Genomic DNA, 16,874 nt, shown 5'->3' on the forward strand with positions numbered 1-16,874 from the left:
TCCGGGGACGGGGTGGAGGTGGGCAACGGTGCGTGAAAGCGCTTTCCTGGCGCACCGTAACCCCGCCCACGCACGACTGTCAATGCGTTCGGGGTCGGGGGAGAGATGCCGTCCAGGGCCTGCACGCTCCTGCTGGGAGGTCTTCCTCAGCCCGCGCCGAGGGCGGCGGCGAGGCGGACGAGGCTCGCCGGGGCGGCGGGCTCCCGGGCGACCCGGGCGAGCACGTCCCGGCCCGCCGGCCGGTGGCGGATCTCGGCGGGGGCGATCCGGTCCGCGTCGACCAGGACCCGGCCTGCGCTGACCGGGTCCGCACCCTGGAGGTAGGCGCGGGCCGCGTCGACCAGGTGCGCGGCCCGGTGCTCGACGGGTAGCCACCGCCAGCCGTCGCGCCGGGTGACCTCCTCGTGCCGGGTCACCGCGCCGTGGGTGTCGCCCAGTTCGACAGCGGCGGCGGCTCGCGCCACCGCCACGGCGGTCGGCCCGAAGCCGGTCCGGTGGTGGTCCTGCCCGTCGCCGACGGGGGCGGCCAGGGTGGCGGCCTCGTCGAGCAGGTCGACCACCGCCGCGCCGTCCCCGTGGCTGGCGGCAGCCATGGCCGCCTGGAGGAGCAGCGTCCCGCACAGGGACAGCTCCGCGGGTGCGCCGCCTTCGATCTCCGGCGGGGCGATCCGGTACGCGGCAGCCAGCATCGCCGACTTCGCCACCCGGGCCTGGCCGGACGCGCGCAGCACCTGGCCGAGCTGCACCGCTGCGGCGGCGACCAGGGCCGGGTCACCGGCGGCGGCGCTCATCGCCCGGTCCACCGCCAGCCAGGCCAGGTCCGGTACGGCCAGTTTGACCAGCAGCGATGCGGTGATCCGGTACGTCTCCACAAGTGCCGCCCGACCCGCCGGATCCGCCGCGTGGCTGCGCTCGACGTCGGCCAGCAGCCCAGGCAGCAGAGCTGCCAGCTCGGGGTACCGGGCATGCTGGAAGGTCGTCCAGGCGTGTGCGACCTGCCGCGCCACCTGGCCGACGGGCGGCACCGGCCGCCCGCCCGCCGGTCGGGCCAGCGGAACGTCGTACCGGGACAGGGCCACCCGGATCCGCGCGACGTCCGCGGCCCGCCCGGTCACCTCGGCCGGCTGTACGTCCCGACCGAGCAGCACCGCCGGATCGATCCGCAGCACGGCGGCGATCTCCTGGAGCGTCGACATCTTGTCCAGTGTGCGGACACCCCGCTCCACCTTGTCCACCCAGCTCTTCGACTTGCCCAGCCGGTCGGCGAACACCTGCTGCGACAGGTTGCGCCGCCCCCGCCAGTACGCCACCCGCCGACCCACCGGCAACACCTCGCTACTGTCCACGACGCCACCGCCGGTCGGGCACCGCCCGGGTGGTCTCCTCGGCCGGTATCCGTTCGGCCTCGGCCTGCGCGAGAAGCCGCTGCTTTGCTTCCTCATGTTCCGCCGCCTGGATCTGCTCACCCCGGCTCGCCACCGGCTTGTCGCCCTGATCCCGCATGCTGCCTCCATCGATAGGGGCGCGGCGGCACGCTCCTGGAATGACATCACGCCGCGTCCTGCGTCGGTCACCCACTTCAACGAGCAGGTGACCGAAACACAGGCTGTAGTGACTCAGGGTAGTTTCACAGGTGCGAATGGTGCGATTCGTAGATCGCTTCTCGCCACCTCGGACGCGCCGTACCAGTCAGCGTGCGCCGTCCATCAGCTTGGTCAGCTCCGCCAACTCGTCAGTCATCGCGCGACGGCGACCCGCGACGATGGTGTCCACGATGTCCCCCGCGTACCGCTGCTGCCGCAGCCAGGTGGGCGCGGTGTCCCGCAACTGCGACAGCACCGCCGTCGCCTTTCCATACCGCCGCAACTGCGCATAGGCCCAGGCCAGATCGAGTCGATGCCGCCGCCAGGCCGAGGTGCTGATGGTGGGCACGGGCGGCACCAGGGCCGACAGTTCCAGCACCCGGCCCGCGTCCCCCGCCACGGCCGCGGCCTCCGCCCGCTGCATCTGCACCTTGGCGGTGTCGAAGCCGCCCACCAGCATCAGGTGATCCGACGCCGGCACCCGCTCGCCGATCCGTGCCGCGGCGGCAGCGGCGACGCCGATCAGGTCCGCCGCCTCGTCCGGTCGGTTGTCCCTCGCCTGCGCGGCGGCGGCACTCAGCAGCAGCCACCCCCAGCCGGCCAGCTCGGCCGGGGTTGCCCGGGACAGTCGCGGCTCCACCTCGTCGGCGGTCGCCACTGCCAACTCGGCCGACTCACCGATACGTCCCTGGCGCATCAGCAGCCAGCACATCGTCCGGATGACTGTGGCAGCCACCACCCGGTCCCCGGACCGCCGGGCGGCGTCGAGCGCTCCCGACAACGCCGTCTGCGCCAGGTCGTCGGCCCGCAGTTGGATCAGGAGACCACCCGCCACGTGCTGGGTGCGGGCCAGCAGGTCATACGCGGCATCCTGCCGCTCGCTGCCCGCAAGACCGACGGCGGCGTGCACGTTCACCAGCAACGGCGGCACCACCCGCAGCGCGACCGCATAGTCACCGGCGTTGTATACCCGATCGGCGGCGTGCAGGTTCCGGCGCAGCGTGTCGAGGTCGGGCGGCTCGTCCATCGGTAGCACGAGGGGAGTGCCGTCGATCCCACGCACCGGGGCCACCACGCGGCGGATCTCCGCCAACGACAACTGCCGGTGACCCGGCTCGCCCTGCGCGGCGGCCTGTGACGCGTCACCCAGCAGCGCGGACGTCGACACCTCCAGGGCGCGGGCGAGGGCATGCAGCGTGTCGAGTCGGGCCGCACCGCGGCTGCCCTGCTCCAGCTTCCGGATCACCTCGACGCTGACGCCCGACCGCTCGGCAAGCTGCTCCTGGGTCAGCCTCGACTCACGCCGGATTCCCGCGAGCCGCTCACCCACCGTCGGTATGGCCATGGCCTCTCCCGCCAACGCAACGAGCAGCCGCCAGCCTCGCCCGGTGGCTGCCAGTTCGGACGGTACACCCAGCGTCGAGCGCAGGAAGTGTCCGGGTGCCTACCCTCCGCGTCCATCCTCTGGGTCTGTCGACGTGGCGGTCAGTCCTCGGTCTGGGGGCCGAGCAGGCGGATCTCCTCGATGTCCAGGGTCGCCTGCACCTCCCGGAGCACGGTGTCGTCGATCTCGTTGTCGTCGCGCAGCCGGGTGACCTCGCGCCGCTTGTGTTCCAGCACCCCCAGCCGCAGTTGGGCGTCCAACTCCTGTGCCCGGTCGGCCTCCTGCCCGCCGCCGGCCGCCGTCACCAGGTCCAGGTGCCGTTGGTAGTCGGCGCGCAACCGGTCCACCATCTCCGGATCGACCTCGAGGTCGGCGGCGACGTGGGGCAGCGCGGTCAACGCCGCCTCGGTGGCCCGGCGGTGGGCGTGCCGGACCTCGTCGCCGCGTGCCTCGTCGCCGCGCAGGCCGGCCCAGCGGGCCACCACAGGCAGGGTGGTGCCCTGCACCAGCATGATCGACACGATCGCCACGGCGGTGCAGAAGATGATCAGATCGCGTTCCGGCACCGGCGCGTGGGTGGTGGCCGTGGTGACCGGCACCGCGAGGGCGGCGGCCAGCGACACCGCACCCCGGAAACCCGCCCACCCGGCCGCCACCCGGACCCGCCGGCTCACCTCGGCCCCCCGGCCCACCACCGGCAGGCCGTACGAGAACAGTTGCAGCCACGTCAGCCGGACGACCACCACCATCAGGGTCACCGAGGCGGCGATGGCCACGGACCGCACCAGCGAGGTGCTGGTCACGTGGTTCACCGCCCGGGGGATCTGCATCCCCAGCAACACGAAGAGCGCGCCGTTGATCAGGAATGTGGACAGGTCCCAGAAGGCGTACGCCAGCACCCGGGACCGGGCCCGGATCACCCTCGGCCCGGCGTACGACAGCAGCAGCCCGGCGACCACGACGGCGAGCACCCCACTGGCGTGCACCACCTCGGCGGCCAGGAACGCGGCGAACGGGGTGAGCACGCTCAACGCGCCCTCCCGCAGCGGGTCGTCCAGCCGGCGGCGGATCAGCACCACCACCAGGCCGACGGCCAACCCGGCGGCGATCCCACCACCGGCTGAGCCGACGAACCGGCCCAGGAACCCGAGCACCCCCGGCGCGGTGCCGCCGACGATCAGCCCGACCGTCACCGAGAACAGCACCAGCGCGGTGCCGTCGTTGACCAGGCTCTCCGCCCGTAACGTGGTCAGGATCCGGCGGGGCATCCGCTTCGCCAGGCCGGCGACCGCCGCCGCATCGGTGGGGGCGAGCACCGCGCCCAGCACCCAGGCGGCCTGCGGGCTCATCCCCAGCGCCTTGGCGACCAGCGCCACCGCCACCATGGTCACCACCACCAGCGCCACCGCCAGCGAGGCGATCACCAGCAGGTTCGACCGGATCTCCCGCAGGCTGATCACCAGGCTCTCCCGGTAGAGCACTGCCGGCAGGAAGAGCAGCAGCACCACCTCGGGTGCCAGCACCACCTCCGACAGCGGCGGCAGCAGCGCCAGCAGCCCACCCATGGTGATCAGCAGCACCGGCGGGGCCACCCGGTACCGGCCGCCGATGGTGGTGCCGACCAGCACGGTGGCGGCCAGCACCACGATCAGGACCAGGACCTCCACGGCACCCCCCGCCTCCACCCGACATGCTGGTACGAAGTCGGCGGCGACGCGGGGGAATCCGGGATCTACCCGCCGTGGCTCAGGTGACCCGGGACGGCTCCGCCGGCAGCTCGGCCCAGGCCCGCCGCTCGGCGACGTCCCGCAGCCGGTCCATCGCGTCCCACACGTCGACGTGGCGGGTGTAGAGCGCCGCCGGGCCGAGCCGCAGCCGGTCGGGCACCCGGTAGTCGCCGACCACCCCGGCGTCGACCAGGGCGCGGGAGATCCGCAGCGCCTCCGGGTGGTGCAGCGACACGTGCCCGCCGCGTCGGCGCGGATCCCGGGGGGAGGCGAGCCGGAAGCCGTGCGGGACGAGCCAGGCGTCGGCCAGCTCGATGATCAGCTCACCGAGCCGTACCGACTTCTCCCGGACCCGGTCCATCCCGGCGTCGGCCAGCACATCCAGGGCCGGGTCGAGGGCGGCCATCCCGAGCACCGGCGGGGTGCCCACCAGGAACCGTTCCGGGCCGGGCGCGGGATCGTAGCCGGCACCCATCCGGAACTGCTCGCGCTGGCCGAACCAGCCCCAGATCGGCTGCCGCAGCGACTCCTGCAACTCCCGCCGGACGTAGAGGAAGGCCGGTGCGCCGGGGCCGCCGTTGAGGTACTTGTAGGTGCAGCCGACCGCGAGGTCGGCACCGGCGGCGGTCAGGTCCAGCGGCACCGAGCCGACCGCGTGCGAGAGGTCCCACAGCACCAACGCGCCGACCCGGCGGGCGGCGGCCGTCACCGCCGCCACGTCCAGCAGCGCCCCGCAGCGGTACGACACCGCCGACAGCACCACAAGCGCCACGTCCTCGGTCAGCGCCGCCGTCAGGGTGTCCTGGTCCAGCCCCTCGTCCAGGTCGGAGGGGAGTAGCCGCAGGGTGTGCCCGCGCTGGGCGGCCAACCCCTCCAGCAGGTACCGGTCGGTGGGGAACTCCTCGGCGTCGGCCAGGATCGTCCGCCGGCCGGGCCGGGCGTCGAGGGCGGCGGCGGCCAGCTTGTAGAGGTTGACCGAGGTGGAGTCGGAGACGATCACCTCACCCTCCCGGGCGCCCAGCGCGTGGCTGGCGATCCGGTCGCCGATGCGGCGCGGCCACTCGATCCAGGTCGGCCAGCTCCGCACCAGTTCGGTGCCCCAGCCGCCACGCACCAGGCCGGCCAGGTGGTCGGCGGTGGCGGCCGGCAGCCGGCCCAGCGAGTTGCCGTCGAGGTAGAGCAGGTCGTCCACCACGAACCGGTCGCGTAATCCGGCGATCGGGTCGGCGGCGTCCCACTCCTGCACGACCTGTCGGGACGTCTGCTCGGCCATGGTGTCCTCCCTCCGCCGGGGTCACCCGGGTCGATGCAGGCTAGCCGATCGGCCCGTCGACCGGTAACGGCCGGTGGGCCGCCCACCCCGTACCCCGGCCAGGTCAGCCGACCGGGACGGTGGCGGTGACGGTGGCCTGGTCGATGTCGCTGGTCCGGACGGTGAACCGGATCGTCCACTCACCGCGCGCCGGCAGGCTGATCTCGGCACTGCCGTGGTGCGGCTCCGGGCTCTCCACCGGTACGGCCATCGGTTCGATCCCGGCCGACGGCAGGGCGAGGCTGACCGTCCACTGGACCACCGGCAGCGGCTGCCCCTGCGGGGTGTAGACGTAGGCGTGCAACGAGTTCGGCACGCCCACCCGTACCGGATAGATGTCGAACTGGAGGGTGTAGTGACCGCTGGTGAGGGTCTGGGCGACGCCCTCGCGGCTGGCGCGGGCGGCCTGGGTGTCGGCGGTCCGGCCGGGCGGGGTCTGCACCAGCACGGCGGTCAGTGCCAGCACCACCGCCGTGACGGCGAGTTCCACCCCGGCGGCCCGCGCCACCCGGCGGGGTCGGTCGGCGGCCCGACCGCCGCGCACCATCCGCCGCTGCCCGGCCGCGACGCCGAGCACGGCGGCGAGCAGCGCCGCCTTGGCGCAGAGCAGCCGCCCGTAGCCGGTGCCGAACAGCGCCGCGGGCCGGCCGAGTTCGATCGCGGCCTGCCCCACGCCCGAGGCGACCAGCCACCCGACCGCGATGGTCGCCCACCGCGACCAGGCCGGCAGGACCCGGGCCAGCACCCGCCGGTGGGTGCCGGGCAGCAGGAACACCGCCAGGGTGAACAGCCCGCCCAACCACACGCTCATCCCGGCCAGGTGCACCACGTCGGCCAGGATGCTCACCGGCGGCAGTGGTGAGGCCACCGGGTGCCCGGCCAGCGGCCAGGTGACCAGCCCGACCAGGCCCACCACCGCCAGCACCGCCCGCCGGCCGCGACCGGCCCGCCCGCCGGCCACCGCCGGCAGCAGCACGGCGGCGAGGCCGGTCAGCGCCAGCCGGGCACCCAGCACCGGCCCGATGTCGCTGCCCGCCACCGCCGTGAGGTCGCCGCGGGACAGGCCGCCGACCGGCACCCCGACCATGTCCGCGGCCTGCGCCACCCAGGACCCGGCGGTGCCCACGGCCACCAGGGCCAGGCCGACGTACCCGGTGGTGGTCACCGCGCGCCGGCGACGACGGCGGGGCCAGCGTGCGGCACCGAGCAGCGTCGGGCCGACCGCCAGCACCAGGCCCAGGTAGCCGACGAACCGGGCGGCGGGCGTCCACGCGCCGGCGGGCCGCTCGTCCACGGCCACCGGCTCCGGGGGAGTCGCCGACGGCGCACCGGCGGAGTAGGCGAAGCTGCCGGCGACCGGGTGGCTGTCGGCCGAGATCACCCGGTAGCTGACCAGGTAGGTGCCGAGCGGCCGGTCCGGCACCCGCACCGGGATCCGCAGCGTGGCTCCCTGCGCGACCGGATCCCCGGCGGTGACCCGTCGCCCGTCCGGGCCGAGCACCTGCACCCGGCCGACGACCGGGGAGACCGCCTCGCTGAAGACCAGCACCACCTCGCCGGGTGGGGCACCGATCACCGCGTCCCGGACCGGGCTGGTGGCGACCAGCGCGGCGTGGGCGGCGGCCGGCGTCGCCGGGGTCAGCGGTACGGACAGCAGCGCGAGGAGCAACCCCAGCAGCACGGCGGAACGGGTGGTACGCACACACAGTGGTTCGTATTTCGTGATCACATGGTTCAACCGGCGGTGGAATGATCTGCCTCGCCGGTCGGTCGTTGGTGCAGGGCGAGGGTCAGCAGGAGGCGGGCGTCCGGGTCGTCCAGGGCCGGACCGAACAGGGTGCGCAGCTGCCGCATCCGGTAACGGACCGTCTGCGGGTGGGTGTGCAGGTCCTCGGCGACCGCGACCACCTGCCCCTGCCGGCGCAACCAGCCGTGCAGGGTCTCCGCCAGGGCCTGCCGGGTGGACGGTCGGAGCCCGGCCAGCGGGGCCAGCACGAGGTCGGCGAGGTGTCCGGCCAGGCCCGGCTCCCACGCGGTGAGCAGGGTGAGCAGCTGGTCGTCGCAGGACACCACCGGCTCCGGGCCGAGCGCGCCCTGCTGGTGCAGGGTCAACGCCCGGCGGGACAGCCGGTACGACAACCGCGCCCGGTGCCGCGGCACCGCCGGCCCGAGCACCGCCCGCCGCCCGGCCAGCGCCTGCCGGGCCCGGTCGAGCCGACTCGGGGTACCGGGATCGGGCAGCACCACCCGGACGGCGTCGCCGATGACGGCGGCCACCGCGCCCGCACCGATGCCCCGGGCCAGGTGCTCGGCGTCGGTGCCGTCCACGCTGAGCACCGCCACGGTCGCCGGCAACGGCCAGCGGGCCGCGTCGGCGGCGGCGTGCAGCACCGCCTCGGTCGGCGGATCGGGCTGCACGAGCAGGGTGACCAGGCGACGTCGGATGGTGGCCCAGTCCTGGGCGGTGTCCCGCTGCTCGTCGAGGAACCCCTCGGCGGCGGCACCGGCCAGCGCGTCGGCGTAGCCGAACAGCGCCCCGGCGATCACGTACAGGTCGGCGGGTGCCGGGCCGGTGCCCCCGCCGGTCGGCGCGGTGGCGGGCCCGGCCTGCCGGGTGGCGACCCGGGTCGCTGCGGTGGCGTGTTCCACCAGGAAGGCCCAGATGTCGCGGGCCCCGAGGGTCAGCACGGTGCGTAGCGCGTCCACCCGGTGGCCCTCGCGGTACTCGGTGCGGCCCAGGGCGTGGAACACCTCCCGGGTGCCGGTCAGCTCCCGGCCGGGGTCGGCGACCGCGTCGACGAAGGTGTCGACGGCGGTCTGCACCCCCAGGGCCAGCCCCTGCCCCTGTCCACCGGTCAGCGACCGGCCCTGGGCAGCCATCGCGGCCCGGACGGTGCCGAGGATCCGCTCGTGCAGTAGCCCGCGCAGCCCCCGCAGGTGGTCGCCGACTGCAGGTGCGAGACCGGCGAGGCCGGGCGCGATGTCGAGCAGGGCATCCGACACGGACGGCCTCCCTTTGTCATCCAGGTGACAACTACGGAGGCGGATTCTGCGCCCCGGCACTGATAATTTTGGCACCCTCGTACGTAGGGTCGGCGGATGGACACGGATGTCATCGTGATCGGTGCCGGCCTGGCCGGCCTGGTCGCCACCGTCGAGGCCGCCGACGCGGGCCGTCGGGTGCTGCTGCTCGACCAGGAATCGGCGGACAACCTCGGTGGGCAGGCCTTCTGGTCGTTCGGCGGGCTCTTCTTCGTCGACTCGCCCGAGCAGCGGCGGATGGGCATCCGTGACTCGGTCGAGCTGGCCTGGCAGGACTGGACCGGCAGCGCCGCGTTCGACCGGCCGGAGGACCACTGGCCGCGCCGCTGGGCGCAGGCGTACGTGCACTTCGCCGCCGGGGAGAAGCGGGCCTGGCTGCGGTCGATGGGTCACCGGGTCTTCCCGGTGGTGAGCTGGGCGGAGCGGGGCGGGGGAGCGGCCCACGGGCACGGCAACTCGGTACCCCGGTTCCATGTCACCTGGGGCACCGGCCCCGGCGTGGTCGAGCCGTTCGCCCGGCGGGTCCACGACGCCGTCGCGCAGGGCCGGGTGACGCTGGCGTTCCGGCACCGGGTCGACGAACTCGTCACCACCGGCGGCGTGGTCACCGGGGTACGCGGCGCGGTCCTCGCCCCCGACGACGCGCCGCGCGGGCGCAGCAGCTCCCGGGAGGTCGTCGGCGACTTCAGCCACGGCGCGCAGGCGGTGATCATCACCTCGGGTGGCATCGGCGGCAACCACGACCTGGTCCGGCAGGCCTGGCCGGCCCGGCTCGGCACCCCGCCGACCCGGATGGTCGCCGGGGTCCCCGCCCACGTCGACGGGCGGATGCTCGCCATCACCGAGACCGCCGGTGGGCAGGTGATCAATCCGGACCGGATGTGGCACTACACCGAGGGGCTGCGCAACTGGGACCCGGTCTGGCCCGAACACGGCATCCGGATCCTGCCCGGCCCGTCCTCACTGTGGCTCGACGCCACCGGGGCCCGGCTGCCGGCGCCGTTGTTCCCCGGCTTCGACACCCTGGCCACCCTGCGGCACCTGCGCGCCACCGGCCACGACTACAGCTGGTTCCTGCTCACCCAGAAGATCATCGAGAAGGAGTTCGCGCTGTCGGGCTCCGAGCAGAACCCGGACCTGACCAACCGCAGCGTACGGCAGGTGCTGCAACGGGTCCGGCCGGGCGCACCCGGGCCGGTGGAGGCGTTCAAGCGGCACGGGGCCGACTTCGTCGTCGCCGACACCCTGCCGGAGCTGGTGGCCGGGATGAACAAGCTGGCCGCCGAGACCGGCGGACCGCAACTCGACACCACCGCGCTGACCGCCCTGGTCGAGGCGCGCGACCGCGAGGTCGCCCACCCGTTCGGCAAGGACGCCCAGCTCACCGCGATTCGGGGGGCCCGTCGCTACCGGGGTGACCGGCTGATCCGGGTGGCTGCCCCGCACCGGCTGCTCGACCCGGCGGCCGGCCCGCTGATCGCGGTCCAGCTGCACGTGCTCACCCGCAAGAGTCTCGGCGGGCTGCACACCGACCTGTCCGCCCGGGTGCTGCGCCCGGACGGGGAACCGCTGGGCGGGGTGTACGCCGCAGGCGAGGTCGCCGGCTTCGGTGGCGGGGGCATGCACGGCTACAGCGCGCTGGAGGGCACCTTCCTCGGCGGCTGTCTCTTCTCCGGCCGTACCGCCGGTCGGGCCGCGGCGGCGACGGCCGGCTGACCGTCGGCGTTCCAGGCGTGGCGTTGCGCTTTCGACGTGGTCGTGGCGTTGCGGTTTCGGCGCGGGTGGGATCAGGGCAGGCGTCGGGTGCTGTGCCGGACGATCAGCGGGGTGGCCAGCTCGATCCGATGGCTGTCCAGCCCCTCCCCGGCGATCAGCGACAACAGCATCCGGGTCGCCATGCCGGCCATCTCGGCCAGCGGCTGGCGGACGGTGGTCAGCGGCGGGGCGGCCCAGCGGGCGGAGTCGAGGTCGTCGAAGCCGACGATGCTGATGTCGTCGGGAACCCGGGCGCCGCGCTCGTAGAGCGCCTCGTAGGCGCCCAACGCCATCTCGTCGGCGCAGGCGAACACGGCGCTGGGCGGTTGGGCGAGGTCAAGCAGGGCGTTCATCTCCCGATAGCCCGACGGGGAGGTGAAGTCGCCGTGCCGGACGTACCCGGCGGGGATCTTGCGGTTGGCGGCGTTCATCGCGGCCCGGTACCCGTCGACCCGGGCGCGGCTGCACGGCACGGTCGGTGGCCCGCCGATCACGGCGATCCGGTGGTGGCCCAGGTCGAGCAGGTGTTCGGCGGCGGCCACGCCCCCGGACCAGTTGGTCGCGCCCACCGAGGGGATGCCGGCGCCGGGTTGGCCGGCCGGGTCGATGATGACCACCGGGATGCCGAGCTCGTTGAGCTGACCCTGCTGGCTGGGGGACAGGTCGGAGAGCACGAGCAGCACCCCGTCGCAGCGGCGCTTGGAGAGCTGTTCGATCCACCGCCGGTCGGGGCGGCTGCGGCTGCGGCCGTGCACGGCGGAGACCACCACCCCGACGCCGGCCCGGTAGGCCAACTCCTCGACGCCGTCGAGGATCTGCATCGCCCAGGGGCTGCCGAGATCCCGGAAGACCAGGTCGATGAGGCCGGCGGCACCGGGCATCGAGGGCGCCCGGCGGGCGGTGTACGACCGCCTGTCGAGCAGGTCCTGGATGCGACGCCGGGTCGCCGGGGCGACGTCGGGTCTACCGTTGAGCACCTTCGAGACGGTGGGGACGGACACCCCCGCGGCCGTCGCGATCTCCGACAGCGTCGCCCGGTCCTCCGCCATGCCCATCTCCTCACAGTCACGCGCCCGCGGGCAGCATAGCCCGAAAGTTTCGGAAGTCGGGGGTCGGCCTGGCCGGATCGGCGGTTCGGCCGGTCCGCGCCCGCCGTTCGCCGTGCGGCGGTGTCGAGGCGTACCGCCGGACGGTGGGGAATTCGAAACTTTCCCGAAACGACTGTCCGCCGGCCGGTCGGGCACGCCGACGCCGGCGCCAGGCAGATGTCGCGTCACCGCGCCACTGCGCCCACCGCGCCCACTGCGCCACCGCGCTCGATCCAGGATGTAGTGGCCTCGGCCCCTTCGGATCCCACTACATCGTGGATCGAGCGCGGCGCGGCGCGGCGCGGCGCGGCCCGGCGGCGCGGTCGGCTGCCATCGGGCGGACCAACGGTCGGTGGATCGGGTTCCCCGCTCGACCCCGCCGGGGGCGGTGCCCGATTTCTGCTCCGGCTGCTCATACGGCATGCTGTGCCGCAACGGCAGGAGACTCTGCCGGTGGCCGGCGACGACCTGCGGACACGGGGTCGTCCCTGCGCGAGACGTGCGGGAGGACAGGGCGGCGATGGCCGAAGCTGAGGCGTGGCGTTCCGTGTTCACCGGCACCAGTGAGATGGCGGCGCGGATGCGTGCCTTCGACTGGTCCGCCACCTCGCTCGGCCCGGTCGACGAATGGCCGGCGAGTCTGCGTACGGCCACCCGGATCTGCCTGACCTCCCGCTTCCCCATGATCGTGTGGTGGGGGCCGGAGCTGCGGTTCATCTACAACGACGCCTACGGCCCGCTGCTCGGCAGCAAGCACCCCGCGCTGGGCAAGCCGGGTGACCAGGTGTGGCCCGAGATCTGGGAGATCATCGGGCCGATGCTGCGCGGCGTGGTGGAGACCGGCGAGGCGACCTGGTCGGAGGACCTGCTGCTGCCGATGAACCGGCACGGGTACTGGGAGGAGACCTACTGGACGTACTCCTACAGCCCGCTGCACGACGACGACGGTGTGGTACGCGGTGTCTTCACCGCGGTCAGCGACACCACCGAGCGGGTGATCGGCCAACGCCGGCTCGCCGCGTTGCAGGACCTGGGCGCGCAGGCCGGCACCGCCCGCACAGTGGGGGAGGCGTGTGAACTGGTCGCCACCTCGCTCGGCCGGGCCGGGGTCGACGTGCCGTACGCGGCGGTGCACCTGCGTACCGGTGACGGTGACCTGAGTCTGGCCGCCAGCACCCTGGCCGGTGAGGTCGACCGGTCCACCGGGGCGGCTCCGCCGGTGTGGCCGGTGGCCACCGTCCTCGCTGACGGCCTGCCGGCCCAGCTCACCGACGTCCTCACCAGCGTCGGTGAGCTGCCTACCGGTGGTTGGCAGACCGCACCGACCGAGGCGGTGGTGCTGCCGCTGCACGGCGAGACCGGTGCCGAGGACATCGGCGTCATCGTCCTGGCCGCCAGCGCCGGCCGGGCGCTCGACGACGGTTACCGCACCTTCCTCGACCTGGTGGCCCAGCAGACCGCCGCGTTGATCAACGGCGCGGTGGCCTACGAGGTGCAGCAGCAGCGGGCCGAGGAGCTGGTGGAGCTGGACCGGGCGAAGACGGCGTTCTTCTCCAACATCAGCCACGAGTTCCGTACCCCGCTCACCCTGATCAACGGACCGTTGCAGGAGTTGCGCGCCCGCCTGGGCGACCAGGACGAGCAGGTTCGCGCCGAGCTGGAGGTCATCAACCGCAACGCGCTGCGGCTGGGCAAGCTGGTCACCGCGCTGCTCGACTTCTCCCGCATCGAGGCCGGCCGGATGCAGGCCAGCTACGAGCCGGTCGACCTGGCCCGGTTCACCGCCGAGCTGGCCAGCGTGTTCCGGGCGGCGGTCGAACGTGCCGGCCTCACCCTCGACGTGGACTGCCCACCACTGTCCCGGCCGGTCCACGTCGACCGGGCGATGTGGGAGAAGGTGGTCCTCAACCTGCTCAGCAACGCCCTGAAGTTCACCTTCCACGGTGGCATCCGGGTCTCGGTGGCCGAGCACGACGGCATACCGGCGGTGCAGATCGCCGACACCGGCATCGGGGTGCCGGCCGACGAGATCCCCCGGTTGTTCGAGCGCTTCCACCGGGTGCCGCAGGCCCGGTCCCGGTCCCACGAGGGCAGCGGTATCGGACTGGCCCTGGTCAAGGAGTTGGTCGGCCTGCACGGCGGCACGATCACCGTCGACAGTGCCCCGGACGTGGGCACCACCTTCACCGTCCGGCTCCCGTTCGGCGTCGCCCACCTGCCCGCCGAGCACGTCGTCACCGGCACCGCGACGCCGGCGACGTCGGACAGCGCCGAACCGTTCGTCCGGGAGGCGCTGCGCTGGCTGCCCGCCGACGACACCGGCGACCGGCCGTTGCCCGACCCGCACCGGCCCGACGACGCCGGCGCCGACCGGCCCCGGGTGCTGATCGCCGACGACAACGCCGACATGCGCGAGTACCTGCACCGCCTGCTGCGTTCGCGCTACGACGTCACCGCGGTGGGCGACGGGTACGCCGCCCTGGCCCGCGCCCGGACCGAGCTGCCCGACCTGATCGTCAGCGACGTGATGATGCCCGGCCTGGACGGCCTCGAACTGGTCGCCGCGCTCCGCGCGGAGCCCCGCACCATGGGGGTGCCGGTGCTGCTGTTGTCGGCCCGCGCCGGCCAGGAGGCAGCCGTCGAGGGGTTGGAGGCCGGTGCCGACGACTACCTCGTCAAGCCCTTCTCCGCCGAGGAACTGTTGGCCCGGGTCCGGGCCAACGTCGACCTGGCCCGGTTGCGCAACCACCACGCCAACTGGCGGGCCGCGATGATCAACTCGTTGCAGGAGGGCTTCTTCGTCCTCGACGCCGACGGCGCGCTGGTCGAGATGAACACCGCCTTCGCCGACCTGTTCGGGTACGGCCCGGAGGGCGTGCCGTACCGTCCGCGCTATCCGTGGTGGCCCGACGGCACGACCGACCCGTCGGCGAACCGGTTGGTGGCCGACGCGTTCGCCCAGGCCATGACGGTGCCCCACGGCTCCTTCGTGGTGCCGTTGCGACACCGTGACGGCCACCGGCTCTGGACGGCCGTCGCCTTCAACGCGGTCACCGACGACCACGGCCGGCGGATGGTGGTCGGCACCATCCGCGACGTCACCGCCGAACGGTACGCGGTGCAGCGGGAAACCGCCCTCAGCGCACTCAACCAGCGGTTGTCCCGGGCAGCCAGCACCACCGAGGTGTTGCACGCCGGGGTGGAGGAGCTGCGCCATCTGTGGCAGGCCCGTCGGGTCCTCGCCGCCCACTGGGAAGCGAGCGGTGCACCGACGTTGACCGCCACGGCCGCCTCCGACTGGGCGCAGCTCCCCGGCCCGGTCCGCGACACGATCACCGCTCTCCGGTCGCAGCCGCCGTTGCGGATCACCATCGACCCGGCCACCGGTGTTCGACCGGCCGGTGCCGGCACCACTGTCGACTCGCCGCAGGGGCCGCTGGTGATCTGGCTCGAACTCGACCCGGCGCGGGGGTTCGGCACCGAGGACCAGATGCTGCTGCTGCTTCTGTGCGGGGCACTCGGGCAGGCGTTGCAGCGGGCCCACGCCGCCGACCAGCAACGTGAGGTGGCGGTGGCGTTGCAACGCGCCATCCTCGGCCCAGCCGACCTGCCCGACGGCTTCGCCGTCCGGTACGAGCCGGCGACCCGCCCGCTCGAGGTCGGTGGCGACTGGTACGACGCGGTGAACCTGCCGGACGGTCGGATCGGCATCGTCGTCGGCGACTGCGTCGGCCGGGGTCTGCCCGCCGCTGCCGTGATGGGGCAACTGCGCAGTGCCTGCCGGGCGCTGCTGCTGGAGGCGTCCAGCCCGGCGCAGGTGCTCACCGCGCTGGACCGGTTCGCCCGGATGCTGCCCGGGGCGGCCTGCACCACGATGTTCTGCGGCATCCTCGACCCGGAGACCGGGAAGCTGACGTACAGCAGCGCCGGGCATCCGCCCGCGATCCTGACCCACCCCGACGGTCGTACCGAGCTGCTGGCCGGGGGGCGGGGCAGCCCGTTGGGGATTCCGTCCCGGGGCGGTCGTCCCGACGCGACGAGCCTCGTCCCACCCCGCGCCGTGCTGCTGCTCTACACCGACGGTCTGGTGGAACGGCGCCGCCAGTCGCTCGACACCGGTATCGCGCAGGCCGCCTCCGCGGTGCGGGAGGACCACACCGCCGGGGTGGAGCAGCTCGCCGACCGGGTGATGAGCCGGATGACCCCGCAGGGCGGCTACGACGACATCGCGCTGCTGCTCTACCGTCATCCGGCGCCGCTGGAGCTGTCGTTTCCCGCCGACCGGTCGCAGATGGCCCCGGTGCGGTCCACCCTGCGACAGTGGCTGCGTCGTACCGGCGCCGACCCGCACCTGGCCCAGGACGTGCTCGTGGCCACCGGTGAGGCCTGCGCGAACGCGGTCGAGCACGGCCACCGCGACGCCCGACCCGGGCTGATCCGCCTGCTCGCCGTGGCCGCCGGTGCCGACCTGTTCGTCAGGGTGGCCGACTCCGGTCGGTGGAAGGTGCCCGAGATCGATCACGACCGGGGCCGCGGCATCAACCTGATGCGTGCGTTGATGGCGCACGTCGAGATCCAGACCACCGATGCCGGCACCACCGTCGAGCTGCACACGAGGATTCCCGCATGAACACGCCTCTGGACCTGGTCACCGGCCTCCAGGCGGACGGTACCCCGGTGCTGACCGTCGTCGGTGAGATCGACATGAGCAACGCCGACCTGTTCCGGGCCGCGATCGCCGACGCCGTCGTCGACGGGCACCGGCTGACCGTGGACCTGTCCGCCGTGGAGTATCTGGACAGCGCCGCGCTCGCGGCGTTGTTCGCCCACGTCGACCGCCTCGAGGTGGTGGCGAATCCGCTGCTGGACAGCGTCCTGACCATCTCCGGTCTGCGCGAGCTCACCACGGTGACGCTGTCGGGATCCCAAACCTGATCTACCGGTGACCGAGCGTCGGTCGCCGGCCCGTCGCGCCGGAAGGAC

General features: G+C 73.7%; 11 protein-coding genes. 3 read left to right on the forward strand and 8 right to left on the reverse strand.

Annotated elements, in window-relative coordinates:
• Positions 1–146 precede the first annotated feature (146 nt).
• From OHQ87_RS09160 to OHQ87_RS09190, 7 genes are all read right to left on the reverse strand, one after another.
• Positions 147–1,346 carry a helix-turn-helix domain-containing protein gene (locus tag OHQ87_RS09160; protein WP_328346846.1) on the reverse strand — a complete coding sequence of 400 codons (1,200 nt, stop codon included), beginning with the start codon at positions 1,344–1,346 and terminating at the stop codon, positions 147–149.
• On the reverse strand, positions 1,336–1,503 hold the full coding sequence (locus OHQ87_RS09165; protein WP_328346848.1) for a hypothetical protein: 168 nt from the start codon (positions 1,501–1,503) through the stop codon (positions 1,336–1,338). Before OHQ87_RS09165 ends, OHQ87_RS09160 begins: the two co-directional genes overlap by 11 nt.
• A gap of 186 nt (positions 1,504–1,689) precedes the next feature.
• On the reverse strand, positions 1,690–2,928 hold the full coding sequence (locus OHQ87_RS09170; protein WP_328346850.1) for a helix-turn-helix domain-containing protein: 1,239 nt from the start codon (positions 2,926–2,928) through the stop codon (positions 1,690–1,692).
• Positions 2,929–3,068: 140 nt separating this feature from the next.
• Positions 3,069–4,634, reverse strand: a complete 1,566-nt coding sequence (locus tag OHQ87_RS09175; RefSeq protein WP_328346852.1) for a Na+/H+ antiporter — start codon at positions 4,632–4,634, stop codon at positions 3,069–3,071.
• A gap of 79 nt (positions 4,635–4,713) precedes the next feature.
• A complete protein-coding gene (kynU, locus tag OHQ87_RS09180) occupies positions 4,714–5,967 on the reverse strand; it encodes a kynureninase (protein WP_328346854.1) in 1,254 nt (417 codons plus the stop codon).
• Between the two features lie 103 nt (positions 5,968–6,070).
• Positions 6,071–7,708, reverse strand: coding sequence for a copper resistance CopC/CopD family protein (locus OHQ87_RS09185; protein WP_328346856.1), 1,638 nt, complete (start codon positions 7,706–7,708; stop codon positions 6,071–6,073).
• 32 nt (positions 7,709–7,740) lie between these two features.
• Positions 7,741–9,009, reverse strand: a complete 1,269-nt coding sequence (locus OHQ87_RS09190; protein ID WP_328346858.1) for a PucR family transcriptional regulator — start codon at positions 9,007–9,009, stop codon at positions 7,741–7,743.
• Between the two features lie 96 nt (positions 9,010–9,105).
• Between OHQ87_RS09190 and OHQ87_RS09195 the strand changes: the two genes are divergently transcribed.
• The gene (locus tag OHQ87_RS09195) at positions 9,106–10,764 is read left to right on the forward strand and encodes an FAD-binding dehydrogenase (protein ID WP_328346859.1); all 1,659 of its coding nucleotides are present in this window, start codon (positions 9,106–9,108) and stop codon (positions 10,762–10,764) included.
• A 71-nt stretch (positions 10,765–10,835) separates the two neighbouring features.
• Here OHQ87_RS09195 and OHQ87_RS09200 read toward each other — a convergent pair whose 3' ends face one another.
• Entirely contained in the window at positions 10,836–11,852 is a 1,017-nt protein-coding gene (locus tag OHQ87_RS09200) for a LacI family DNA-binding transcriptional regulator (RefSeq protein ID WP_328346860.1), read from the reverse strand.
• A gap of 559 nt (positions 11,853–12,411) precedes the next feature.
• On the opposite strand from OHQ87_RS09200, the gene OHQ87_RS09205 reads away from it, so the two are divergent.
• Together OHQ87_RS09205 and OHQ87_RS09210 are read left to right on the forward strand one after the other, a co-directional pair.
• A complete protein-coding gene (locus tag OHQ87_RS09205; RefSeq protein WP_328346862.1) occupies positions 12,412–16,521 on the forward strand; it encodes a SpoIIE family protein phosphatase in 4,110 nt (1,369 codons plus the stop codon).
• A complete protein-coding gene (locus OHQ87_RS09210) occupies positions 16,518–16,826 on the forward strand; it encodes an STAS domain-containing protein (RefSeq protein ID WP_328346864.1) in 309 nt (102 codons plus the stop codon). The genes OHQ87_RS09205 and OHQ87_RS09210 overlap by 4 nt, the downstream gene beginning before the upstream one ends.
• Positions 16,827–16,874 lie beyond the last annotated feature (48 nt).

This window comes from Micromonospora sp. NBC_00421, assembly GCF_036017915.1.
Lineage (GTDB): Bacteria > Actinomycetota > Actinomycetes > Mycobacteriales > Micromonosporaceae > Micromonospora.